We start from the raw sequence: 23,867 nt of genomic DNA, 5'->3' as shown, positions 1-23,867 counted from the left end.
CCGGGCGGGGAGCAGGAATGGTGGTCGGGTGGGGGTGACATACAAATACTTCGGCGCGCCCGACGGCGCGACCGCGGCCCGCGTCCCGATCTCGATGCGCCCCGAGGAACTCGGCGGCGACGAGCTCGGCATGAACGGCATGTTCACCAAGATCAAGCCGGAGACGATGGCCGCGATGGTGCTGACCGGCATCGAAGGCGTCCCCCTCCACAAGGTCCCCCCGCTCGAACTCGTCGTCCTCCACCCCGACTACGCCGTCGTCAAGCTCCCCATGACCGTCGTCGACCCCCTCCGCGGCATCGGCGAGGAAGCCGTCGGCGCCGCCGCCTTCATCTGGTCGACGGTCCCGGACCGCGGCGGGCCCCGCGACGCGTTCAACGTGTACCAACTGCTGCACGAGTGGCAGGACTTCAGCCATCGGCTGCATGAGGCTGGGCATCAGCCTTATTGCTTGGTATGGCCCTGATCCGAGGTTTTGCTGGTGGCGGGCGAGGTCTTCGGGCCTCGCCCTTTTTAGTGCCGGGTGCCGGAGAGGCGGCGTCGGGCGGCCAGGGCGCATTGAGGGCACATCGGTCGCGCCCGACCAGGGCCACAACAAGATCCTCTTGCGAATTCATTGGGGTTTACGTTCGGGATCGAAGGGGCGCGCGAGACTCTCCCGGATCACGGTGTCTCCGGCGCGTAGAGCAGCCGTCAGTTGTCCTAGCAAATCATCGGGGACCATCCCTGCCCCGAGGGCGCAGGAACGCACCAGAGCGCGGCACTCCTGTGCTTGCCGATCCGTGGCGAGCGCGATGAACAGTGGGTGCGCCAGGTTCTCGCGGGCCGCGTAGCCGTCTTCGGTGTCCGTCGTCCTGCGGTGCAGTTCCTCGACGATGTGGCGCGCGCCGGGCGCCTCGGCGGATCCGATCGCGTCAAGGACGGTAAGTCCGAGCCGGATGTCGAAGACGGTCATCCCAGGTTCGGCCTTCCGCTCGGAGTAGGTCGTCACCAGGTCCGCCAGGTGGCCGTCGATCGGCTGCCCGGCGGCGCGGCGGCACAGGACGGTCAGGCAGGCCGTGACGGCTTGCTCCCATGGATCGCCAGGCATCGTGTCGGCGAGGAGGGCAGCGGCCGATGCCGTGTCACCCACAACGAGGGCGGCGAGTACGGCGACTTGGCGCCCGTCGAGCATCCGTTTGCCTACGCCGCGGTGAGCTTCGATGTGTGCTTTGGCCTCGGCCCACCGTCCCCTGGTGGTGAGAGTGCGCGTGCCGTCGGCGAGGAGCACACGCCACAGCCACGCGCGGACCTCGTGGCGGTCTTCGTCGGTCGCGGTGAGGTCCGCCGGTACCGCGACACCGTCGAACCGAGCAGCCGCGCCCGCCTCGACGGCCTCATACAGGTCGAGCAGTCGCTGACGTCCCTCATCGGCGCGGCCGGCACGAATCCGGAGGCGGGCGAGGTTGACGACCGGTTCCAGTCCTCGGATCGCGCTCATGCCGGGCAGGGGGCAGGCATGAAGGTAGGCGTCGGCGTGCTGGTGGCACAGCTCGCGTGCGAGGTCGGGAAGGTCGAGATCGGAGGCGATGAGCGCGGCCTGGTTGTAGACGGCCGATGCGCGCCCCTGGTCGGTCGTCTTCAGCGCGGTGTCGGCCAGGTCGACGAGCGCGCGCACGCGCTCGGGCAGGGGCAGGCAGGCGGGCCGGAATCGGGCGACGAGCGGGTAGCGCTGGGCTACGGGTCCGTGCGGGTCCATGGATCCCCCGGGGCGTGAGTGAGAACTGCTGGGCGACGGTGCCCGTCGGCCGTACGCCGATGGGCACCGTCCGCTACGCCTGGGGCGTCACCGCCAGTCGACGACGATGCGGTTCAGTGGGGTGTCGAGAGCAAAGAGGCCGGGGCGCTGCTCGATGGCAGGCGCGTCGAGGGGCTGGATTTCGAACGTGGCTTCGCGGTCGCGGTATTCGCGGTCCCAGGTGCGGATGGCGTCGGCGACCCTCGCGGCCTGTTCGTCGCTGCCGGGGCCGTGGCCGATGACCCCGAACTCCCAGAGTTTGCCGCCCTCGGGGGTCTTTTCCTGCGACAGGCGTCGCGCCAGGTAGGTGACGGCGCCCTTTTCGACGGCTGCGGTTGAGGAGGGGTAGGGGTCCTCGGTGAGCAGACCGCCCTTGGCGCTCTGGGGGAACAGCATCCGGATCAGGCCGGAGGGAAGGGAACAGGTGAGGAACAGTTCCATCCATTCCGGTGACTCCATGGCGCGGACCGTCATGCCGGTCCATTCCTCGGTGCGCGGCTGGCCCAGGACACCGGCGAGGTCGTCGGCGTCGATGTTCTGCCCGGCGGGCGCCTGGAGCCGGACGGTGCCGTCGGCGCTGAGCGGGATGACTCGGCGGTCGTCGTCGGCGATGCCGCGCCGGAGCGGCATGAAGGTGTTCATCTCGCTGCCGAGGGACACCCATCGGCCGTCGCGCTGCTCATAGGCGATGGAGCGGGAGACGCTGCCCTTGAGTCGCTGGGGGACGAGGAGCCGTCCACCGGGGGCGAGCTGCTGCAGCCAGGGGTGCGGCACGCCGTGCGCGCCCACGGTGGCGATGATCCGGCCGTACGGCGCTCCCTCGGCGTATCCGAGGGCCCCGTCGCGGGTCACGGCCTCGACGTTGGTGATCCCGGCGGCGACGAGGTGCGCGCGAGCACCCTCCACGAGGTCGACATCGACGTCCAGAGTGGTCACGTGCCCGCTCTCGCCGACCAGGTGGGCCAACAGAGCGGCGTTGTAGCCGGTGCCGGCGCCGAGTTCGAGAACGCGCTCACCGGGCCGAGCGTCGAGCTGGTCCAGCATGAGAGCGACGACGCCCGGCTGGGAGGCGCACGAGATGGACGTGCCGTCGGTGTCGTACTTGATGTGCACCGGTGCGTTGGCGTAGGCGTCTTCGAGTGACGCGTCGGGCACGAACACGTGGCGGGGCACAGTGCGCAACGCGGTCTCGACGGCGGTCGTGTGGGCGTGCCCGTCCGCGCGGAGCTGGTCGACCAGGGCGTTGCGGAGGCGCTCGGCGTCCGACGTGGGGGTGACGATCGTGTCGGTGTTCACCGCGCTGACGCTATCGGCGGCGGTCGGTGCCTCGTTGGGCAACGCGGTCTCGTCATTTGTTCCCATGATTACCTCTCGTGCGATGTTGGACAGGGCGCTCTGGTCGTCCCTGAGTGATCGGTTCGGTGAGGCGCACGCAGTAGTCGAGGATGGCGCGCATCGTGGAGCTGCCGGGGTCACGGCGCAGGAGATAGGCCCCGTATCCGGTGAGGCCACGGATAGCGTCGAACTCGGCGAGCTCAGGCAGGCGTCCGGCATCGATGCGGCGATGTGCGGCGTCGAGGCGGCGTACGGCGTCGATCTCGATCTGCCGGTCCATCGTGTTCAGGGCGCGCTGGTAGGAATTGGGGAGTTGGTCGGCGGCGCAGGCCAGGGCGTGGGCGAAGGCGGACGCCCCGTAGAAGGGATGACTGTCGGGGCCACTGGTGAACGGCTCCCGCGAGGCGGCGGCGAGCCAGTCGTGGACCCGCTGCCACGGGCCCAGGCCCTTCGAGGCCCGCTCGATGTGCAGGAGCGCGATGCCCGGAGGGCCGTACGCGAGGTGCTGCCAGTCCGAGGAGGTCGCCCGGGCCCCGAGGTACGCAGTTTCGGGGTCGGCGAGCTGGGACGCGACGGCGTCGACCAGGTCGAGCGCGGGGTGGGCGGTCATGAGGTCCTCCCGGTGGTACGGGCGGTCCAGGCCAGGGCGGCGGCGCGCGCCAGGTAGAGGCACACCTCTTCTTCCGGGAAGTTCACGGCGATGTGCCGCACGAAGTGGACGTGCAGCAGGGAGGTCAGGACGTCGTCGACGGCGATGCCCTGGGTGTCCGGGCCCGGCAGGTGCGGTCGGTACGCGGCGAGTGCCGTATCCCGGTCTGCCCATCCCGACACGATGGCGTCTCCGCCTGGGACACGGCGCAGCGCCGCCCAGTCGTCGCACGGATTGGCGAGCCGTACAGCCTCGGTGAACTGCGGGCGCGGAACCGGCGGGGGGGCTGTCGCCGGGATGTGGTCGATCAGCCACCGCATCCCGGCTCCGGTGCTGCCGAGGAACGCGGAGGCGACGGCGACGGTATGGGCGGCCACCAGCGTGCGCGCGCCGGGGCGCTGCGGCTGCGCGAGCTGGGTCAGGACGGCGCGTGAGTCCGCCCGGAACACCGCCTCGGCCGCCTCCCATGCGGCGCCGGAGCCCCAGCGGCCCATCTCGCGGTACGAGGTTGAGTACCGCAGATCGGTCAGCAGGCCGGCGTCGCGCAGCTCGTCGGCCCAGGCGCTCACCACATGGGCCGTCTCGGCGAATGCTTCCGGGGCAGGGAGTGCGATACGTACGCGAAGGTGTTGGTCCGGGTCACGGAAGCGGATGAACCACCATGGTGGGTTGCCGAGTTGTTTGAGTAGGACGGGCAAGTGCTGGGAAAGCAGGGTGTCTTGGAGGCGGGCATCTCCGTACAGAGCGGCCAGAAGTACGGGGGAGGAAGCAGGGGTCTGGATCTGGGCCGGGCAGAGGAGACGGGCCTGCGTGGGCGCGGGCAGGGGCGGCCACGTCGACGGCCGGGTCGACTTGAGGGGCACTACGACCTCGTGTGCTCGCCCGTCGCACCAGCCGTACGCCTCCGGTTTCGGGGCCTCGACGAGTACGGCCAGGTGCGTACGGTCGAGGTGTTGGCGCAGGAGCGTCCGGTGGCCGGCCTCGTCGAGGTCGAGGAAGAGGCGTCGGTCGTCCTCCACGAGGTGGACGCGGCGAGGCAGCCGCCGCCGATCCCGCCAGCCGGTGAGCGCGGCGTCCCACTCGGCCCGAGGACGGGCGCGGCCGGGCAGCTCGAACGCCTCCAGCCGCCAGCGTGCCGGGGCCAGCACGGTGCGCCCGTACCGCAGGCGTGGAAGGAACGGCATCGCCGCGGCGGCGCCCCAGTCGAACACGGTGACCGGCGCGCACTGGGCGCGGGACAGTTCTGTGAGGAACCGCGCCAGCGGCGGAGTGTGGGTGCGCAGGTTCAACGCGTGCACCCCGACGGCCTCGACACGGTGGCCGCGGTCAGGGGCGGCGAGATACATGCGGCGGCCGTCACACCCCACCGCCAAGTCCGCCGGGGTGAGGACAGCGTCCTGCCGGGCGCGGTGTTCCTGGAGGCTGATCACGGTGGGCAGGACCTGCGGGGCGCGGGTGACGTGGGCGCTCTCGGGGAGCAGGGGCGGGAAAGAGAGCTGCGCGGGCACGGTGTTGCTGTCCGCCGTCGGGAGGTCGGCGAGTTCTGTGGCCAGAGCCTCGCGGTCGGAGGGGGCCAGCACGCTGAGGAACCGGCCCGTGGAGACGCCGACGCCTCGGGACACGCTCACGACCTCCAGCCGGAACCGCCCGCGCTGCAACTCCTCCAGGCCGGCCGCATACACCCTCACACCGACCTCCAAGTGCGGTGGCACCCGAGGCTCATCCGGCCCCACGTCCAGGGCCGCAACCAGGTCGTCGGTGAGTAGCGCCTCGTCGCGGCCGTCGAGTACGGCGGTCTGCGCCAGCCGTACGAGGGCGTCATCCCGGGCGGAGACGCGAGGCCGACGCGCGCCGGCCGGACTGCCCGGGTAGCCATCGGGATATCCGGTGCCGCTGTCCGCCACGACCTCTCGGAGCGGCACCATGGTGCCGATGCCATACCGCTCGTAGAACCGCTGGTGGTACTCGCCCCACGCCGCGGTCCCGTACGGGCGGGTGCTCACCCGGGTCAGGATGAGGGCCGCACGCTCGATCTCCCGGGCTGCATCGTCCGGCAGAACGATCTGCGCGTCCAGGCGCAGGTCGAGCGCGACGGGGTGGCGGCGCAGGCTGGGCACGAGGGCCCGCATCCGTGCTGCGACGCTGTCTCGGCCACCGCGTGTGGCGCACTCTTCCAGTCCCGCCCGGACCGCGCGAAGCTCGCGCACTGTCTCTGTGACCGGAGCGAGGGTTCCGGCATCGATCGCGTCGAGCTGGTCGAGTAGATAGCCGAGGGCGTCGGTCTCGGTGCTCGGCGCGTGCAAGCTCGTGATCAGCACCCGCCGCCGGATCAGCTCTGCCAGCAGATCACGCGCCCTTGCTGCCCCTGCTTCGGGGAACTCTGCCCGAAGCTTGTCCATGAGCATTCCGACCTGGATCGGCGCCAGGGCCACGGCGAGGATCGCGCGCACCGGTGCGGTCAGGGCCAGGGACGTTTCGACCGCGCGTGTCCGGTCGTCCTGGACGTCGGGCTGGAACGGCACGATGAGCCGGTCTCCCCGGCTGGTCACAGTGTTGTTGACGACGACGGGCAGCCGTTCGAGGAGGTCCGGGCACGACTCCAGCCGGTCGACCACGGCGGCCAGCCACTCTGCCCCCGCGCGGCCGACGGCCACATGCTCCACGCCCCAGCCCGAACGCGGCTGCGGACCGAACACTGCGGTGGTCACGCCGGCGAACAGGCCGAAAGGCGTAGCACGGTGCTCGGCCCGCAGCAGATAGCGGGCTTCGGACTGCGCCGCGCGCCGTACGTCCCGCACAGGAGGCCGCTCGGCCTTGCAGAGGGCCTGTAGCTGCGCGGCCAGGACCGGGCTGGAGTGTTGCAGTGCCTCGGCGACATCCTGGTTCGCCCAGACCGCCCGCAGCCACGTGAGACAGGCCGCCAAGCTGCTGGGCGAGCGGTCATCGAGGTCAGGGCACGGAGGAACCGGCAGCGACGGCCGGGCTACGGCGCGCACGAGAGTTGTTGTGCCGGTTCGGAACGCTGCGGGCGGAGCAATCACCGACTACCTCCGTGGAGGTGTGGGGACGGGCGGCTGGTGCCGCCACGCCGGGGCGCGGCGGCACCAGCCCGGATTGACCTGATGTCCGGTCAGGCGACGTTGGTGGTGCAGGCTCCGCAGGTGGAGCCGCAGCCGTCGTCGGTCAGATTGACCAGACCCGCCGGGTCGGCGATCTCAACGAGAGACATGAAGCGCCGTTCCCTCGTCGGCGGCATCGCAGCGGCTGCCGCCGCAGCAGCCTCGCCCGGCACCGCATCGCGCCGCATCGGCATGAGCGACGTCGACCGTCTACAGAAGCGCTTCGCCGAGATCATCGCCAGCGACCACCGCCACGGCGGCCAACTCGGCATCGAGCAGCGGGCCGCCGCGCTGGCCGACGAGGCCCTGAACCTCCAGAACGCCGGCAGCCAGCCAGCGTGTACGCAGCAACCTCTACGCCTCCGCAGCCGCGTTCCGCTCCTCGGCGATGTGGGCGGCCATCGACGGCCGCCGTTACGATGTTGCGAAGGCGCACATGCGTGAGGCGCAGGCCCTCGCTGAGATGTCCGGCGACCAGGAGATCAAGTTCCGCATCTGGAGCCACGCGGGCACCATGTACCGCCACATGGGCCGACCTGCCGACGCGTTCGCCGCCAACGACGTCGCCCGCAACCTGCACCTCACACGCCGAGACCCCCTGTTCGCGTCTCTCGGCCTGGCTCGCCAGGGGGCCATTCACGGGTCGGCACAGGACCGCGCCGGCACCCGTCGTGCCTTCGAGCAGGCCCAGGACGCCATGCTGCGCGCCGACCCCGCCGACTACCGACCGGTGTGGATGCTCGCCTTCTACGACCAGGCCGAGCTGGACTCCCTGGCCCTGTCAGCGCACTTGGCGCTCGGCGACTACTCCACCGCCGAGTACCACGCCCACCGCTGCCTGTCCGCCCTCCGGCCCCACATGATCCGGTCCCGGGCCATCACTACGACCCGGCTCGCCCACGCCCAACTCGCCCAGGGCGCACCCGACGCCGCCACGGCCACCGCGATGAAGGTCCCCGCCGAGGCCGCTACCCAGCACGCCCGGGTGACGCGCATGCTGCAGGAGTTCGGGGCTGCGCTGCGCGCCATCGCGCCGGGCGGTTCCAGCGTGCAGACCTGGACCGAGCACACCGCCGCCTGGAGGATGGCCGCATGACCACGGCACCTGCCATCGAACTGCGCACGTTCACCACCCTCGACACCGCCCGCGGCGACCTCCTCGACGTGTACGCCGACGTGCGCGCCCCACTGCTCCACCTGCCGAACTATGCGGTCACCGCGTTCGGCGAACGCATCGACCGGCATAGCACCGAGCCCGGATTCACGGCCGTCCTCGCATACGCGAACGGCCATCCGGTCGGCTACGCCTACGGCAACACCATCGAACACGGCGATCGGTATTGGCAGCGCACCAGCCCGACGCCGGCGGACAAGTACACCGAGCATCCGGCCGTGGCCTTGAAGGAGATCGGCGTCCGGCCGACTTGGCGGAAGACCGGCACCGCCCGCCGCATCCACGACGCCCTCCTCGCCACCTGTGAGGAACCGTACGTCACGCTTATGGTCAACCCGGCCGCTGGGGAAGGGAAGGTTCACGCGCTCTACGAGTCGTGGGGGTACGAGGGCATTGGGCAGAGCCAGCCCTCACCGGCCTCGCCGGTCCTCACCGTAATGATCCGCGCCAGCCACTGACCCGCGCCCATGGCTCCATTCGACGTGGGGCGGTTCACCTTCGGCTGATCCCATGACGCGTAGACGAGCGCCAGACAGCAGCGGACATCAACCTGGGAAAAGTACCCATGACGGCGCTGTGCGCCGGCACCGTGGCGGGATGAGAATCCGGGGCGCGCGACAGCTCCCGGTCGGTGGCTAGTTCGCTTCCTCACGCGGGTTGAGTGCTCTGTGGCGCCGTTCGCATGCTGGTGGGGTGCGGTCCGGGCAGACGTCGGTGACGCTTGGTATCCACGAGTCCGGGGAAAAGTATGACGCTGGGGCTTGAGGGATTGTTGACTGCTGCTGCGAGCGCGAATCTCAGACTCTTTGGATCAGTAGGCCCCTTCCGGACGGCACGTTGATGGGTGCTGTCACGGAGGAGGCCGGGCATGCAGGTGATCTTCGAGCGGTGTGCCGGACTGGACGTGCACCGGGACACGGCGGTGGCGACGGTCCGCGCACCGGGGCAGCGCAGAGGTTCACGGGCGACGGAGACCCGGACCTTCAAGACCACCGTGCGCGCGCTGGCCGACCTGGGTGACTGGCTGGCCTGCGAAAGCGTGGAGCTGGTCGGCATGGAAGCGACGGGGGTGTACTGGAAGCCCGTCTTCGCCTCGTTGGAGGGGCGGTTCACCTGTTGGCTGGTGAACGCGGCGCATCTGAGGAACGTGCCCGGCCGCAAGACCGATGTCGCTGATTCGGTGTGGATCGCCCGGATCCTGGAGTGCGGTCTGGTGCGGCCGTCGTTCGTGCCGGTGCAGGAGTTTCGTGAGCTGCGGGATCTGACGCGGGCGCGTACGGCGGTGTCCCAGGAGCGGGTGCGGGTGGTCCAGCGGCTGGAGAAGGTGCTGCAGGACGCCGGTATCAAGCTGACCTCGGTGGCCTCGCAGGTGTGGTCGAAGACGGCGCGGGCCGTGCTGGAGGCGCTGCTGGACGGGGTGACCTCGCCGGTGGAGCTGGCCGCGCTGGCCAAGGGACGCCTCCGCTCGAAGCGGGAGGCCCTGGAGGAGGCTCTCGAGCACCGCTTCCGTATTGAGCACCACGGCGTCATCGTGCGTGGTCTGCTGGCGCATATCGACGGGCTGGAGCAGCGGCTCGACGCCTACGATGCGGAGATCGCGATCCGGCTTGCCCCGCACCAGGAGGTCCTGGAGCTGATCCAGACCATCCCCGGGGTCGGGGCGAAGGTCGCCCAGGTGCTGATCGCCGAGATCGGTCTGGACATGTCGGCGTTCCCGTCCTCGGCTCATCTCGCCTCCTGGGCGGGGGTGTGTCCGGGTAATCATGCTTCGGGCGGCAAGCGCAGGGGCGGACGCAGCCGGCCCGGTCCGAAGTGGCTGAAGGCCGCGCTGACCGAAGCGGCCTGGGGCGCGGTAAAGGCCAAGGGCACCTATCTGCACGCGCATCACATGCAGATCAAAGGCCGGGCGGGCGGCTTCAAGGCTCTCGGTGCGACCCGTCACGACATCGTCGTTGCCTACTGGCACATCGTCCACGACCAGGTGCCCTACCGGGAGTTGGGCCCCGACTGGGCAGCGAGGCGATTCAGCCCCGAGCAACGCGCCAGGCGGCTGACCGCCCAGCTCGAAGCACTCGGTTTCGACGTCACCATAGAACCTGCAGGAACCGGACCCGCCTGAACCGCGCTCGACAGGAGTGCGGCCTCGCAGCGAGGCCGCACTCAAAGATGCCCGTGGGACGCCGGATTCACATCTCAGCGTCAGCACTTCAGAGGCGTCCGGCGACGCCTCACCCTCCTCGGATGCATCTAGGGCGAGGCGTGGTCTCGTCATGGTCGCGGTCGCGTAGACCTCGTTCGCGAGCTCGAACGGCAGGCCCGAGCGGGAGACAAGATCATCGAATGAAACGCCCGTCTCCTCACAGAGGCGGACCGCCTTTTCCAGCAGCAGGGGCGCTTCACGAGGTCCGAGGTCGCAAGGCTCCGGATCGCCGTGCTGAGAGAGCATCATCATGGCGCGCTTGTACGTCGTGTCCCGGAAGGCACCGAGAGCATGGGCACGGTAGATGAGAGCCTTGAGGGAAGTCCCCCAACGTCGCTTCAGCCCGTAGAGCGCCTCCCAGTCAAGCCTCTGCGGCAGCTCCGCAAGGATCTCGGCTCTGGGCATCAAAAACTCGGCGGCGAAGTCGTGCGCCTGGTTCTCGATAATGCGGCTGCCGGGCTCAGCGTCAAGGTGCATGACCAAGTGCCCAGCCTCGTGAGCCGCATCGAATCGCGACCGAGCCTTGTCGTTCTTGGCAGGGTTCCGGAAGACCAACGGCCTGCTCCCGTACCAGTGCGAGAAGGCGTCCACTCGTTTGGACATAGCCGGTAGTTCTAGGACGACGGCGCCATGGGCTTCGAGCAGTCGAGTCACATGGGGGATCGGGCCGCTGGGCACCCCCCTCGCGCGCTTCCTGTACGAGGCGGGGACGCTGAAGCAGACCAAGCGCACCGGCTGGTGGATGGCCGGCGTACGCGACCCCGAGTCGGTGGCGGAGCACTCCTGGCGCACCGCTCTCCTCGCGACGATCACCGCGAATCTCGAAGGCGCCGACCCCGCGCGGGCCGCGTACCTCGCGGTGTGGCACGACTCCCAGGAGACGAGGACCGGTGACGTGAACCACCTCGGGAAGAAGTACGCCACCGAGGCGGACCCTCAGGCGGTCACCGCCGACCAGGTCGCCGGTATGCCCGAGATCCTGGCCTCAGCCGTGCGGGAACTCGTCGCCGAATACGAGGCGAAGGAATCCGCCGAGGCGATCTGCGCCCGGGACGCCGACAAACTCGAATGCATGATCCAGGGCATCGAGTACAAGGCCCAGGGCTACGAGAACGCACAGCGCTGGATCGGCAACAGCCGCCGTCGGCACACCACCAAGTCGGCCAACGAACTCGCCGACGCGGTCCTGGCGACCGGGTCTCTGGACTGGCTGCGCTCAGCGCTGGGAGAGACCCGGAACTGACGCGGGGCCGCTCGTATAAGAGAGATCACGACCAGCGGAGTGAATGACATGGATGGGATGAATCGCGTGAGTGGGATGGACAACTCGTCTCGGCCCCCTCGCCGCGCCGCGCTCGCCCTCGGTGCCGGGGCGGTGTTCGCGGTCGGTGGGCCGGGCGGGGTGGCGCGTGCGTCGGGTGGCGGTGGCGCCGGAGGGGTTTCGGGGCGGTTGCGGGAGTTGGAGGAGGAGTACGCCGCGCGGCTGGGGGTCTTCGCTTACGACACGGCCACGGGGCGGAGTGTGGTGCATCGGGCCGACGAGCTGTTCCCGATGTGTTCGGTGTTCAAGACGCTCGCCGTGGGGTCGGTCTTACGGGACCTCGACCGCGACGGTGAGTACCTCGCGAAGCGGATCCACTACACCAGGGAGTACGTCACGGCGTCGGGGTACGCCCCGGTCACGGGCCGGGACGAGAACGTCGCGGGCGGTATGACCGTCGAGGAGTTGTGCGCCGCGACCGTCTCCCACAGTGACAACGGGGCGGCGAACCTGCTGCTGCGCGAGTTGGGCGGGCCGACCTCGGTCACCCGGTTCTCCCGCTCGCTCGGGGACCGGACGACCCGGCTCGACCGCTGGGAGCCCGAGTTGAACTCGGCGGAGCCGTGGCGCAAGACGGACACCACCAGCCCACGGGCGGTCGCGAAGACGTACGCACGGCTCGTTCTCGGGCGGGCGCTGGCGGACGCGGACCGGGAACGGCTGACCGCGTGGCTGATCGCCAACACGACCAACGTCCAGCGTTTCCGCGCCGGTCTGCCACCCGGCTGGACCCTCGCGGACAAGACCGGGGGCGGCGCGGCGTACGGCGTCGCCAACGACGTGGGCGTCGTCTGGCCGCCCGGGCGTCCCCCCCTCGTACTGGCCGTGTTGTCCACCAAGCACGACCCCGCCGGACCCACGGACAACCCGCTGGTGGCCAGGGCCGCCGGGCTGGTGGCGGCGGCACTCACCTGACGGAGACCGTGTGCGGTCGTGGGGCCACGGGTGACTCAGGGCCGGTCCCGAGCAGCCGTCGGGCCAGGGTCACCCGGTACCGCCCGAACGGCCACTGCCCGAACGGCCACTGCCCCTTCGGGCAGCGCCCTTTCGGGCAGCGCCCTTTCGGGCAGCGCCCTTTCGGGTGCTGGCTGGAGAGACAATTTCCGCGAAGTGGCCGGGTTCGTAGGGTCGTTGGTGCAGCTGAACGCACCACGTCCACGGGGAGCCTCACATGTTCACTTCCACCACCGGTCGACTGACGACCGCGGCCGTCGCGACGGTCGCCGGTCTCGCCGTACTCGCGCCCACGGCCCAGGCCGTGGAGCAGGCGGCGCCGGCGGTCAAGCTGACCGTCGCCGGTTACACCAAGTACCTCAAGGCCCAGGAGTCGCCCGCGGCGAAGGTGACCCTGAAGAAGTTCCAGGGGCTCAGCAAGGGTCAGCAGGCCGTCTTCGTGAAGGACCTCCAGGACCGCAGGATCTACCGGGCGCTGCTCGGCAAGGTCGCGGGGCCGGTGGGGAAGCCGGTCGCCATCACCGACCCGTACAACAAGGAAGTGCGCTTCGTCACCAAGGCGTCCTCCACCGTCTCCAAGGACAAGAACCGCACGACCACCGTCAGCTTCACGGTGACCCAGGAGATCTTCCGCATCCCGGTCACCAGCGAGACCCTCACCATCAGCTACCCGACCGCCGGCAAGGGCCCGAAGCGGGCCAAGGCCACCGCCAAGGTCACCAACGTCAACGCGGCCGTCGAGATCAAGCACGGCCGGGTCAATGTGAAGGGCTTCGGCGCCACGACCTCCTGGGCCGCCATTCCGCAGGTGAAGTCCTTCGGCAAGGCCGCCTACAAGGGGCAGAGCGTCATCGGCGCCAAGAGCAGCCACCGGGCCGCCCTCAGCAACGTCGGCTGATCCCTCGATGATCTGCCTCTGATCTGCCTCTGATCTGCCTCTGATCCACCGCCGGCCCACAACCGGTACGCCGCCGATCCACTCCCGCGCGCCCATAGCCACCGGGCGCGCACGCGAGGCCCAGGACCACCTCCCGCGTCCTGGGCCTCGCCCTCATGTCCGCGCGTCCGCCATATCGCCAGGCCCGTCGCACGGCCCGTCGCCCGGCCCGTCGCCCGGCGCTTTCAGCCATTGTCGGATTAGCGGAGAACGGAAAACGACCATGGCGCGATGAATTCCTTTCCCGGGGTCGAAGATCGCGTCGGGGAGGCCGAATCACCGGGGTGGCGGGTTTGCCCGGAGGAAGCTGGACAGCGCGGGCCCCGAGGGCGCATCATCGCCCGCGCGAGCGGAATCCGGCTCCACCTGAGGCATTCAGGCAAGGACGGGCCCCTAAACTCGAATATTCACTCGCCCTCCGCTCTCCCGTAGCGGCGAAAATCGCCCCTTGTGGGGCGTACCTCCCACATCGCAGCATGTATCCGGAATTTCCGCCGCGCACGGAAGGAGCCATGCGATGGAGCAGCCCCAGATGGACGAGAAGCCGGTGTACGAGCCGCCGGCCGTGGCCGAGGTCGCCGAATTCTCGGAACTGACCACCGGTTGCGGGTTCAACTTCTTCGAGATGCCCGCACAGCACAACATCTGTTGATCCCGATCGTCACCGCCTCACGTCACATGTGACGGGTCACGGCCGGGATCGATGCCCGCCGCCCTTTCGGGCCGGATGCAGCGATTCCCGGCCGCGGCCGCAATTCGCCAGTCCGACAATTCGAAACTTCGCAAATTCGGCAATTCGGCAATTCGGCAATCCAGTGGTTCAGTGGTTCAGTGGTTCAGTGGTTCAGTGGTTCAGTGGTTCAGCAATCGCCGGGATGTTTCTGCACACCAAAGCAAAACCCAGGGGGCAATGAGCGTGATGCCGGAATGTACGACGCCGGGCAGCGGCTGGTTCGCGGTGCTGCCCGACTGTGACGCGGCGCGGGCGGCGGCCGCCGTGCTGGGTACGACGGCGACGCGGCTCGTGGAGCACGCGTCCGGGCGGCCGTGGCTCGTCGGGCAGTGGGCCGAGGACGAGGTGACGGTCGCGACGGTCGGCGGCGGCCGGGTGGCGGTGGTGGGGCTCTCCCCGCTGACCGGACCCCGCCTCACCGCACTCGTCCGGCACGACGACGCGCTCGGCTCGCTCGACCGGATCGGCGCGGGGCCGAACGCCGGGCCGACCGGCAGTTGCCATCTGCTGGCGTCGCAGTCGGGGCGGCTGCGCTCCCAGGGCACGGCCTCGGGGCTGCGGCGGCTGTTCTCCGCCCGGTTGGCCGGTGTCGTGGTCGCCTGCGACCGCGCGGACGTGCTGGCCACGGCCGTCGACGCCGGGATCGACGAACGCCTGGTGGCGCTCCGGCTCATGGACCCCCTCATCCCGCACCCCCTCGCCGAACGCCCCCTGTGGCGGGGCGTCTCCGCGGTCCCGGCCGGTACGGCCCTGCTGACGGACGCCGCAGGCAACACCCGTACCCGGCGCTGGTGGCAGCCCCCCGAGCCGGAACTCTCCCTCGGCGAGGGCGCCGAGCTGCTGGCCGGGGCGCTCACCGACGCGGTGGCGCTGCGCACGGCCGGGGGCGGAAGCGGAGGCAGCGGCGGAGGCAGGGCCGGAGGCAGCGGCGGGGTGATCAGCTCGGACCTGTCCGGCGGGCTGGACTCCACCTCCCTGTGCTTCCTCGCCGCGCGCGGCCCCGCCCGGCTGCTCGCCCTCACCCTCACCGGCGCGGACCCCGCCAACGACGACCTCGCCTGGGCCCACCGCGCCGCAGCCCACCTCCCCGACCCGAACACCGAGCACCACGTGCTGCCGACGGCCGACCTCCCACCCCACTACACCGGCGTGCTCCATGCCGGCGAGGGCGTCGACGAGCCGTTCACCGGCGGCCGGGTCCGCGCCCCCTTCGCCGAGACCGCGCGCCGCATGGCCGCCCTGGGCTCACGGCTGCACCTGTCCGGCGAGGGCGCGGACCAGATCCTGTCCGCGCGCACGCCGTATCTGCACACCACACTCCGCGCCCGCCCGCGCACCGCCCTCACGCATCTGCGCGCCACCGTCTCCACCCAGCGCTGGCGGCTGCTCCCGACGCTGCGCGCGCTGGCCGACCGCCGCTCGTACGGGCGCTGGCTCGCGGACTCCGCCCGGGACCTGTCACCCGTACTGGCCCTGGACGGCACACCCGCCCTGGGCTGGCAGCCGCTGCGGCCCCAACTGCCGCCCTGGGCCGGCCCGGACGCGGCGGCGGCCGTACGCGAACTGCTCTGGCAGAGCGCCCTCGAAGCCGAGCCCCTCGCGCCGACCCGTGGACAGCACGAGGCCCTGTGGTCCGTACGCAACGGCGCCCGGCTCGCCCGCCAGCTCACCCGCGTCACCAGCGAGGCCGGTCTGCCGACGCACTACCCCTTCTACGACGACAGTGTGGTCGAGGCGGCCCTGTCCGTACGGCTGGACGAGCGCACCACCCCCTTCGTGTACAAGCCGCTGCTGGTGCGGGCGATGGGGATGCGGCAGGTGGTGCCCGCCGAGCTGCTCGCCCGCAGGACCAAGGGCGAGTACAGCGCCGAGATGCAGCACGGGCTGCGCACCCGCCGGGCGGACCTCGCGGAACTGCTCGACCGGCCGCTCCTCGCCACCCTCGGCCTCGTCGACGCCGACGCCCTGCGCCGGGCCTGCCTGAGCATGTTCCCGCCCCGGCTCTCCCCCGTGACCCTGGAGGCGACCCTGGCCGTGGAGACCTGGCTGCGCGCTCACGCCGGACCGACCGCGTCCACGGCCGTCAACGGAAGCGAGGCGGCGGCATGACCACAACCGGAAGGAGAAACAAGCACATGGGCATGGGCATGGGCACGGGTGCACGGAGCATGACACTGCGGCGGCACGTCTCCGTCTCCGACGTCCAGGACGGCATGGTCCTGCTCGACGAACGCAAGGGCCGGTACTTCAAGCTGAACGCGAGCGGCGCCCTGATCCTGCGGGCCCTGCTCGACGGCTCCTCGCCGGCCGACGCCGCCCGGGTCCTCGTGGAGCGGTACGAGGTCTCCGAGGAGCGGGCGGCGGCCGATGTCGAGGCGCTGGCCGCCGAGTTGGCGGGCAACGGGCTGGTGGTCGCGTGAGCGTCCCCTCCGTCTTCCAGACCCGGCGCCGGCTGCCCCCGCACCGGCGTCCGCTGCCGCTGCTCGCGGTGGGCGCCGCACACCTCGTCGGCCGGCTCTCCCCGCTGCGCATCCGGCAGCTCCTGACCGCCTGTTCGCGCGGCGGCCGGCCCGCCACCTACGCCGAGGCCGCCAGGGCGCGCGCCGAGGTGGTCGCGGTGAGCGTGCGCTGCGCCGGACAGGGCTGCCTGCCGCGCTCCATCGCCACCGCGCTGCTCTGCCGTGCCCGCGGCACCTGGCCCACCTGGCGCACGGGCATGCGTACGGTCCCGATGGTCGCCCACGCGTGGGTGGAGGCGGAGGGCCGTCCGGTGGACGATCTGCCGCTCACCCCGGGCATCCCGCCGCTCATCACCATCGCGCCGCGGGCGCGCTCGTAACGGGGCGGGAGGCCGTCGTGCCGGGCGACGACATCGCCGTACGCACCGAGGATCTGAGCAAGCTCTACGGGACGCGCGAGGCCGTGGTCGGGCTCGGCCTCACCGTCCCGGCGGGCCGGATCTTCGGCTTCCTCGGCCCCAACGGGGCGGGCAAGACCACCACCATCGGCATGCTCTGCACGCTGCTGCGCCCCACCCTGGGCGACGCGTGGGTGGCCGGGGCGCACGTGGTCCGGGAGGCCGCGCTGGTACGGCGCCGGATCGGCGTCGTCTTCCAGGAGCAGACCCTCGACCAGGATCTGACGGCCTTGGAGAGCATGCGGCTGCAGGCCGAGCTGTACGGGCTGTCGCGTCCGGCGGCCCGCGCGGCCGGTACGGCGCTGCTCGGCCTGATGGGTCTCGACGACCGGTCCGACGGCGTAGTCCGCACCCTCTCCGGTGGCACCCGGCGCCGCCTGGAGATCGCCCGGGCGCTGGTGCACGGCCCCCGGGTCCTCTTCCTCGACGAGCCGACCGCCGGTCTCGACCCGCAGACCCGGGCCGCCGTGTGGGAGCACCTTCGGCTGCTGTGCCGGGAGCACGGCCTCACCGTCTTCCTGACCACACACCATCTGGAGGAGGCCGAGCACTGCGACCGGATCGCCATCATCGACCACGGGGAACTGGTCACGGAGGGTTCGCCCCGGGAGCTGAAGTCGGTCATCGGCGCCGACCTCGTCACCCTGCGCACCGATGACGACGAGCGGGTCGCCGAGACCGTACGCCGGTCGTTCGGCCTGTCCACGGAGACCGGCCCCGACGGCGTACGCCTCCGCGCGCCCGACGGCGCCGCGCTCGTCCCCCGGCTCTGCGCCGAACTCACCGTCCCCGTCCGGTCCGTGACCGTCGACTCCCCGACGCTCGACGACGTGTTCCTGCACCACACGGGCCGGACGATCCGTTAGGCCCGCCCGCTGAGGAGGCCCGCCTTTGTCATCGGCAACCACGTCCACTCCCGGTTCCGCGACCACGCCCGGTTCCACGACCGTCGGCGGCGGGTCCGGCCGCCGCGCCGGGCCCCTCGCCACCGACCTCCGTACCGTGCGGATCCTGTGGCGGCGGGAGACCGTGCGGTTCCTGCGCAACCGGGCCCGGCTGGTGATGGGCCTTGCGGCGCCGCTGCTGTTCCTGTTCGTGCTGGGCAACGGGATCGGCTCCGCGAGCGTCGGTCTGGGGCACTACCAGGCGTTCCTGTTCCCCGGCATGCTGCTGATGGTCGTCCAGGGCCCGGCCGTCGCCGTCGGCACGGTGGTCATGTGGGACCGGCAGTCCGGGTTCCTGCGGCAGATGCTGGTGGCACCGGTGCGGCGCGGCGCGGTCCTGGCGGGCATCTGCCTCGGCGGCGCCACGACCGGCGCCCTGTACGCGCTGCCCGTCCTCGCCCTCGCCGGCCCCATGGGGCTGCCGTACCACCCCAGGCTGCTGCTCGTCCTGGCCGAGGTCGTCCTGCTGGCGTTCGCGCTCACCGCCCTCGGGGTCGCGGCGGCCGTGTGCATCCGGCGCCCGGAGACGTTCCAGATCGTGTCCGGCCTGGCGATGGCCCCCGCCATGCTCCTGTCGGGCGCACTCTTCCCGGTCGGCGGCCTGCCCTCGTGGCTCGGCGCCGCCGTCCTGGCCAACCCGCTCAGCTACGGCGTCGACGCCCTGCGCCGCACCATGCCCGAGCCGGACACGGGTGTCCCCACCCCCGCCTGGTTCCACGCCGGTCCCCAGTGGTGGGGCTGGACCCCGCCCGTCCTCCTCGAACTCGCCCTCGTCGTGATCCCGTCGCTGCTCCTGCTGGTCCTCGCGGGGCGCCGCTTCGCCCGTATCGACTGAGGCCGGCCGACGTGGGGAGGCCTCGGAAGGCGTCCGGGGCCGCGGCTGATCACGTCTTGGTAGCGGGTCGACCACTCGTCAAAGTGGCTCTATATGATCGGCGTTCGCATGTACGGGGGCATGTGCGGGTGCAACTCTGTCGTTTTCGTTCCGCGTTGCCGTTTTCGCTCACTCCTCCGTGCGTCGCGCGCCCTTTCAGTGACACCCGACGACGAGGAGAGGGGCCATGTCCTACCCGACACCGCCCCAGCAACCCGGCAGTGCCGGAGGCTACGGACAACCGCCCAATCCCTACGGACAGCCGCCCCAGCCGGGCGCCTGGCCGCAGGGCCAACCCCCGGGCCAACCCCCGAGCCAACCGCAGCAGTACCCGGCACAGGCGCCGTACCCGGGCCAAGCACCGTACGCCGCGTACGGCGGCCAAACCCCGTACCCGGGCCAGGCACCGCACCCCGCCCCCGCCCCGGCCCCCGCCCCGGTCCCACCCCGTCCCCCGGCCGCCAAGGGCGGCGGCGCGGCCCGCAGTTGTCTCTCCGCCACCCTCGGTTTCTTCGGCATCCTCGGCATGCTGGGCGGCGGTCTGCTGGTCGGTCACGCGTACTCGAACGCGAGCCAGGACATTCCCAACCGTGACGGCTACGGCCCGACCTTGTGGCGCAACGAGCCCGCGGACAAGCTCTTCCCCGACGCCCTGGCCCCCCGGCTGAGCGTGACGAACACCAAGCCGGACGCCGCGCGGGCGACCTGGCACCGCGTCGGCATATCCGAGGACACCGAATGCGCGAAGGGGCTGAACAAGGTCACCTCGGCCGCCGTGGCGAAGCTCGACTGCGAGGCGGTGCTGCGCGCCACGTACGTGGACCCGACGGGGAACACCATCGGCACGGTCGCGCTGATCGTGCTGCCCGCCGGGGAGTCCGCGAAGACGGAGATGACCGCGTTCTTCGAGAAGGACGAGGACAAGCTCGACCCCGAGGTCGGGGTGAAGGCGTTCGCCGTGCCCGACACGATCGCGGCGAAGTGGAGCGACGCGCGGAGCAACGGCGGGGCGGGGATCGCCGTACCGGAATCGTCGTTGCCGTACGTCATCGTGGCCTCCACCGGCGCGGTCGACGGCCGCGAGGCGGGCCAGCTGCCGGGTGAGTACGGCAGCCACAACTGGGACGCGGGCGACGACCGCGCCCCGTGGCGGGGCTCGGCGAAGGCCCTGTGCGAAGACGTCGGCTACCACCTCGGTGACCTGTTGCTGGAGACCTCATGAGCGGCACGACCATACGGCGGACCGGTGTCATCACGTCCACGGCGGCGCTGCTGCTCGCCACCGCGGCCGCGGGCACGGCGAACGCGGCCGAGACGACCCCGCGGTCCTGGGAGTACCAGGCGCTGAAGCTGGACGCGGCGCAGCGACTCGCGCAGGGCGACGGCATCACCGTCGCGGTCCTCGACACCGGCGTGGAGGCCGACCACCCGGCGCTCAAGGGCAAGGTGACCACGGGCCCGGACTACTTCGGGGAGGGCTCGGACTCCGAGCGGGCGGACAACGAGGGCCAGCACGGTACGGCGATGGCCTCGGACGTCCTCAAGGTCGCCCCGAAGGCGAAGATCCTCTCGCTCCGGGTGACCGACGGAAGCGAGGAGCCGACGTCCGTCAAGGGCGGCAACCCCATCGCACGGGGCATCGACTACGCGATCGAGCACGGCGCCGACGTGATCTCCATGTCGATCGGCGACCAGATGCTCGGCAACAGCTACGACGAGGACGAGACCGACGCCCTGGGCCGCGCGGCCCTGGCGGGGATCCCGGTCCTCGCCTCTGCGGGCAACAACGGCGACCTGTTCAACGACGCCCAGTACCCGGCGGGCTACCCGGGCGTGATAGCGGTCGCCGCGCTCCAGCAGAACGGCACGCGGGCCGCCTTCTCCACCGTACGGACGTACAACGCGGTCGCGGCGCCCGGCGTCGACATCATGAGCGCGAGCAACACCGGCGGCTACGCGACGATCAACGGCACCTCGCCCGCGACGGCGCTCGCCTCCGGCGTAGTCGCCCTGATGCTCTCCCACAACGACAAGCTGACCCCGGCGCAGGTGCGGACGATCCTCACGACGACCGCGGGGCACGCCGCCCAGGGCCACAGCCCGCTGGACGGCTACGGCATCATCGACGCGCCGGCCGCGATCGAGGCCGCCGCGAAGCCGCCGGCGGACCGGACCGAACCGGTCGCGTACGAGGGCGAGGAACACCTCGGCACCCCGGACGGCACCTCGAAGACCAAGCATCCCGAGCTGGAGACGGAGCTGGTGGGGATCGGCGGCGGCGCGGCGGCGGTCGGGCTGCTGATGGCCGTGGGGGCCGTACTGATCGGCCTGGCGGGTCGCCGCCGGGCGGGTCGCCGCCGCGCGGCACCTGCGGCGGGCGGCACCATGGCCCGCTGACACATATCTTGGCGCCCATGCAGTCCTACACGATCGGTCAGGCCGCGCGGCTGCTCGGGGTCAGCCCCGACACCGCGCGGCGATGGGCGGACGCGGGCCGGGTGGCGACCCGCCGCGACGAGAGCGGGCGCCGGCTCATCGACGGAAAGGATCTCGCGGCCTTCTCCGTGGAGCTGGCCGCGGACACCGCCGAGGAGGCCGAGGCGCCGTACACCTCGGCCCGCAACGCCTTCCCCGGCATCGTCACCGCCATCAAGCTCGGTGACGTCGCCGCCCAGGTCGAGATCCAGGCGGGACCGCACCGGCTGGTCTCGCTGCTCACCCGGGAGGCCGTCGAGGAACTGGGCCTGGAGGTCGGCGTGGAGGCCACCGCCCGGGTGAAGTCCACGAACGTGCACATCGACCGGACGTGAGGCCCAGCACCTTCATGCGAACGCACATGCCAGCCCACACACCACATCGTCATGGCTCATGCGATGCCACAGGAGACTTATCCCTTGCAGATGCGCCAGAATAGGCGGCATCCGCGTCGCGCCTACAGGGAGTAGTTGACCGTGATGAACCGTTCCGCGCTGCGGGCCGTCGGCGCGAGCGCCGCCGCGCTGCTGACCCTGAGTGCCTGCTCCTCCTCGGACGACTCCTCGTCGGCGAAGTCCGACGCCTCCGCCTCGGACAAGGTGTCCGGCGAGGTGACCGTGTTCGCCGCCGCCTCGCTGAAGAAGAGCTTCACGACGCTGGGGAAGCGGTTCGAGAAGGCCCACCCCGGTACGAAGGTGACGTTCAGCTTCGGCGGCAGCGACTCGCTCGCCGCGAGCATCACCGGCGGCGCCCCGGCGGACGTGTTCGCCTCCGCCAGCCCCAAGACGATGGCGATCGTGACGGACGCGGGCGACGCCTCCGGCGCGCCCGCCACCTTCGTCCGCAACCAGCTGGAGATCGCCACCCTGCCCGGCAACCCGGACAGGATCTCCTCCCTGAAGGACCTCACCGGGCCGGGCCTCAAGGTCGTGCTGTGCGACAAGGAGGTGCCGTGCGGCTCCGCCGCGCAGAAGGCCCTGGACGCCAGTGACCTCGAACTCACCCCTGTGTCGTACGAGCAGGACGTCAAGAGCGCCCTGACGAAGGTGGAGCTGAAGGAGGCCGACGCGGCGGTCGTCTACAAGACCGATGTGAAGGCCGCGGGTGACAAGGTGGAGGGCGTGGACTTCCCCGAGTCGGCCGACGCCGTCAACGACTACCCGATCGCCCTCCTCAAGGAGGCGCCCCACCCGACCGCGGCGAAGGCGTTCATCGAGCTGGTGCGGTCCGCCGAGGGCCAGCAGGTCCTGACCGAAGCCGGGTTCCTCCAGCCGTGAGCGAGCCCTCCGGCGGCGACCCGGGCCACGACACCCTGACGAGGGGGGCGCGCCGGGTACGGAAGTCAGGACAGCCAGGACGCGTACGACCGCTGCGCGGCTCCGTGCCCGTCCCCCTGCTGCTGCCCGCGTTGCTAGGACTCGCCTTCCTCGTGCTGCCGCTGGTCGCGCTGCTCGTACGGACGCCGTGGTCGAGTCTGCCGGAGCAGCTGACCAGCGCGGCCGTGTGGGAGGCGCTGCGGCTGTCGCTGCTGTGCGCGACGCTGGCCACCGCCGTGAGCCTGGTGATCGGGGTGCCGCTGGCCTGGCTGCTGGCCCGGGTCGAGTTCCCGGGCCGTGGTCTCGTCCGGGCCCTCGTCACCCTCCCCCTCGTCCTGCCCCCGGTGGTCGGCGGTGTGGCCCTGCTGATGGCGCTCGGCCGCAACGGTGTCGTCGGGCAGTGGCTGGACGACTGGTTCGGGGTCACCCTGCCGTTCACCACCGCCGGGGTCGTGATCGCGGAGGCGTTCGTCGCCATGCCGTTCCTCGTCATCAGCGTCGAGGGCACGCTCCGGGCCGCCGACCCGCGCTACGAGGAGGCCGCCACGACCCTCGGCGCCTCTCGCTTCACCGCGTTCCGCCGGGTGACCCTGCCGCTGATCGCCCCCGGGGTCGCCGCCGGCGCGGTGCTCGCCTGGGCGCGGGCGCTGGGCGAGTTCGGCGCGACGATCACCTTCGCGGGCAACTTCCCCGGCCGTACCCAGACCATGCCCCTCGCCGTCTACCTGGCCCTCCAGAGCGACCCGGCCGCCGCGATCTCCCTGAGCCTGGTGCTCCTGGCGGTCTCGGTGGCGGTACTGGCGGGGCTACGGGACCGCTGGATGACGGCGTCATGAGCGCCGACGGACTGGAGGGGCGGGAGGGGCGGGGCGGGCCGAACCGGCCGGACGAGCCGGACGAGCCGAACCGGCGGGACGAGCTGGACCGGCCGCACGGACCGGACCGGCCAGACGAGCCGAACCAGCCAGACGGACCGGACCGGCCGGACGGACCGAACCAGCCAGACGGACCGAACCAGCCAGACGAGCCGAACCAGCCAGACGGACCGGACCGGCCAGACGGACCGAACCGGCCGGACGAGCCGAACCGGCCAGACGGACCGGACGGACCAGACCGGCCGGACGAGCCGGACGAGCTGGACC

Annotated in this window: 19 protein-coding genes and 5 pseudogenes; 18 read left to right on the top strand and 6 right to left on the bottom strand. The window is 71.1% G+C overall.

From position 1 onward, the window contains the following. The first annotated feature begins 28 nt into the window (after window positions 1-28). A complete protein-coding gene (locus tag I8N67_RS17015) occupies window positions 29-466 on the top strand; it encodes a hypothetical protein (RefSeq protein WP_003974483.1) in 438 nt (145 codons plus the stop codon). A gap of 147 nt (window positions 467-613) precedes the next feature. On the opposite strand, the gene I8N67_RS17010 is transcribed toward I8N67_RS17015, so the two are convergent. From I8N67_RS17010 to fxlA, 5 genes and pseudogenes are all read right to left on the bottom strand, one after another. Continuing rightward, window positions 614-1,738, bottom strand: coding sequence for a hypothetical protein (locus I8N67_RS17010; protein ID WP_200303948.1), 1,125 nt, complete (start codon window positions 1,736-1,738; stop codon window positions 614-616). Between the two features lie 87 nt (window positions 1,739-1,825). Next, window positions 1,826-3,187: pseudogene (gene fxlM, locus I8N67_RS17005) on the bottom strand (methyltransferase, FxLD system); the annotation flags it as partial. After that, a pseudogene (locus tag I8N67_RS17000) lies at window positions 3,165-3,722 on the bottom strand (lanthionine synthetase LanC family protein); the annotation flags it as partial. The pseudogenes fxlM and I8N67_RS17000, both read right to left, overlap by 23 nt. After that, window positions 3,719-6,685, bottom strand: coding sequence for a lantibiotic dehydratase (locus I8N67_RS16995; protein WP_200303947.1), 2,967 nt, complete (start codon window positions 6,683-6,685; stop codon window positions 3,719-3,721). The gene I8N67_RS16995 and the pseudogene I8N67_RS17000, both read right to left, overlap by 4 nt. A gap of 206 nt (window positions 6,686-6,891) precedes the next feature. Next, window positions 6,892-6,990 (bottom strand): annotated as a pseudogene (fxlA, locus tag I8N67_RS16990) (FxLD family lanthipeptide); the annotation flags it as partial. 82 nt (window positions 6,991-7,072) lie between these two features. On the opposite strand from fxlA, the pseudogene I8N67_RS16985 reads away from it, so the two are divergent. The 3 genes and pseudogenes from I8N67_RS16985 to I8N67_RS16975 all read left to right on the top strand — a co-directional run bounded on the left by I8N67_RS16985 (window position 7,073) and on the right by I8N67_RS16975 (window position 10,173). Next, window positions 7,073-7,976: pseudogene (locus I8N67_RS16985) on the top strand (NsdA family TPR-like regulatory protein). Then, entirely contained in the window at window positions 7,973-8,512 is a 540-nt protein-coding gene (locus tag I8N67_RS16980; protein ID WP_200303946.1) for a GNAT family N-acetyltransferase, read from the top strand. The pseudogene I8N67_RS16985 and the gene I8N67_RS16980 overlap by 4 nt, the downstream one beginning before the upstream one ends. 410 nt (window positions 8,513-8,922) lie before the next feature. After that, on the top strand, window positions 8,923-10,173 hold the full coding sequence (locus I8N67_RS16975; protein ID WP_200303945.1) for an IS110 family RNA-guided transposase: 1,251 nt from the start codon (window positions 8,923-8,925) through the stop codon (window positions 10,171-10,173). Window positions 10,174-10,608: 435 nt separating this feature from the next. Here I8N67_RS16975 and I8N67_RS44610 read toward each other — a convergent pair. Continuing rightward, window positions 10,609-10,857: pseudogene (locus I8N67_RS44610) on the bottom strand (ImmA/IrrE family metallo-endopeptidase); the annotation flags it as partial. Between the two features lie 58 nt (window positions 10,858-10,915). Here I8N67_RS44610 and I8N67_RS16965 point away from each other — a divergent pair. The 14 genes from I8N67_RS16965 to modB all read left to right on the top strand — a co-directional run bounded on the left by I8N67_RS16965 (window position 10,916) and on the right by modB (window position 23,561). Continuing rightward, a complete protein-coding gene (locus I8N67_RS16965) occupies window positions 10,916-11,497 on the top strand; it encodes an HD domain-containing protein (protein WP_200303988.1) in 582 nt (193 codons plus the stop codon). A gap of 75 nt (window positions 11,498-11,572) precedes the next feature. Continuing rightward, a complete protein-coding gene (gene bla / locus I8N67_RS16960; protein ID WP_200303944.1) occupies window positions 11,573-12,490 on the top strand; it encodes a class A beta-lactamase in 918 nt (305 codons plus the stop codon). 256 nt (window positions 12,491-12,746) lie between these two features. Further along, window positions 12,747-13,427, top strand: coding sequence for a hypothetical protein (locus tag I8N67_RS16955; protein WP_200303943.1), 681 nt, complete (start codon window positions 12,747-12,749; stop codon window positions 13,425-13,427). A 556-nt stretch (window positions 13,428-13,983) separates the two neighbouring features. Further along, on the top strand, window positions 13,984-14,118 hold the full coding sequence (locus tag I8N67_RS16950; RefSeq protein ID WP_200303942.1) for a lasso RiPP family leader peptide-containing protein: 135 nt from the start codon (window positions 13,984-13,986) through the stop codon (window positions 14,116-14,118). A 267-nt stretch (window positions 14,119-14,385) separates the two neighbouring features. Beyond that, a complete protein-coding gene (locus I8N67_RS16945; protein ID WP_200303941.1) occupies window positions 14,386-16,308 on the top strand; it encodes an asparagine synthase-related protein in 1,923 nt (640 codons plus the stop codon). After that, complete coding sequence (locus I8N67_RS16940) at window positions 16,305-16,619, top strand: lasso peptide biosynthesis PqqD family chaperone (RefSeq protein ID WP_234045826.1); 315 nt, start codon at window positions 16,305-16,307, stop codon at window positions 16,617-16,619. Before I8N67_RS16945 ends, I8N67_RS16940 begins: the two co-directional genes overlap by 4 nt. Further along, window positions 16,616-17,038: a lasso peptide biosynthesis B2 protein gene (locus I8N67_RS16935; protein WP_200303940.1), complete on the top strand. Its 423-nt coding sequence runs from the start codon at window positions 16,616-16,618 to the stop codon at window positions 17,036-17,038. Before I8N67_RS16940 ends, I8N67_RS16935 begins: the two co-directional genes overlap by 4 nt. A gap of 17 nt (window positions 17,039-17,055) precedes the next feature. Next, a complete protein-coding gene (locus I8N67_RS16930; RefSeq protein WP_200303939.1) occupies window positions 17,056-17,982 on the top strand; it encodes an ATP-binding cassette domain-containing protein in 927 nt (308 codons plus the stop codon). 25 nt (window positions 17,983-18,007) lie between these two features. Further along, a complete protein-coding gene (locus I8N67_RS16925; protein WP_200303938.1) occupies window positions 18,008-18,895 on the top strand; it encodes an ABC transporter permease in 888 nt (295 codons plus the stop codon). A gap of 226 nt (window positions 18,896-19,121) precedes the next feature. Further along, a complete protein-coding gene (locus I8N67_RS16920; RefSeq protein ID WP_234045825.1) occupies window positions 19,122-20,156 on the top strand; it encodes a hypothetical protein in 1,035 nt (344 codons plus the stop codon). Then, a complete protein-coding gene (locus tag I8N67_RS16915; RefSeq protein WP_200303937.1) occupies window positions 20,153-21,331 on the top strand; it encodes a S8 family peptidase in 1,179 nt (392 codons plus the stop codon). The genes I8N67_RS16920 and I8N67_RS16915 overlap by 4 nt, the downstream gene beginning before the upstream one ends. Window positions 21,332-21,348: 17 nt before the next feature. Next, window positions 21,349-21,744 carry a TOBE domain-containing protein gene (locus I8N67_RS16910; protein ID WP_200303936.1) on the top strand — a complete coding sequence of 132 codons (396 nt, stop codon included), beginning with the start codon at window positions 21,349-21,351 and terminating at the stop codon, window positions 21,742-21,744. 144 nt (window positions 21,745-21,888) lie between these two features. Beyond that, a complete protein-coding gene (modA, locus tag I8N67_RS16905; protein ID WP_200303985.1) occupies window positions 21,889-22,686 on the top strand; it encodes a molybdate ABC transporter substrate-binding protein in 798 nt (265 codons plus the stop codon). Then, the gene (gene modB / locus I8N67_RS16900) at window positions 22,683-23,561 is read left to right on the top strand and encodes a molybdate ABC transporter permease subunit (RefSeq protein ID WP_372443724.1); all 879 of its coding nucleotides are present in this window, start codon (window positions 22,683-22,685) and stop codon (window positions 23,559-23,561) included. Before modA ends, modB begins: the two co-directional genes overlap by 4 nt. Window positions 23,562-23,867: the final 306 nt, after the last annotated feature.

Origin of the sequence: Streptomyces adelaidensis (assembly GCF_016598475.1) — a bacterium.
GTDB lineage: Bacteria > Actinomycetota > Actinomycetes > Streptomycetales > Streptomycetaceae > Streptomyces > Streptomyces adelaidensis.
This window is presented reverse-complemented; position numbering and strand designations above follow the sequence as displayed.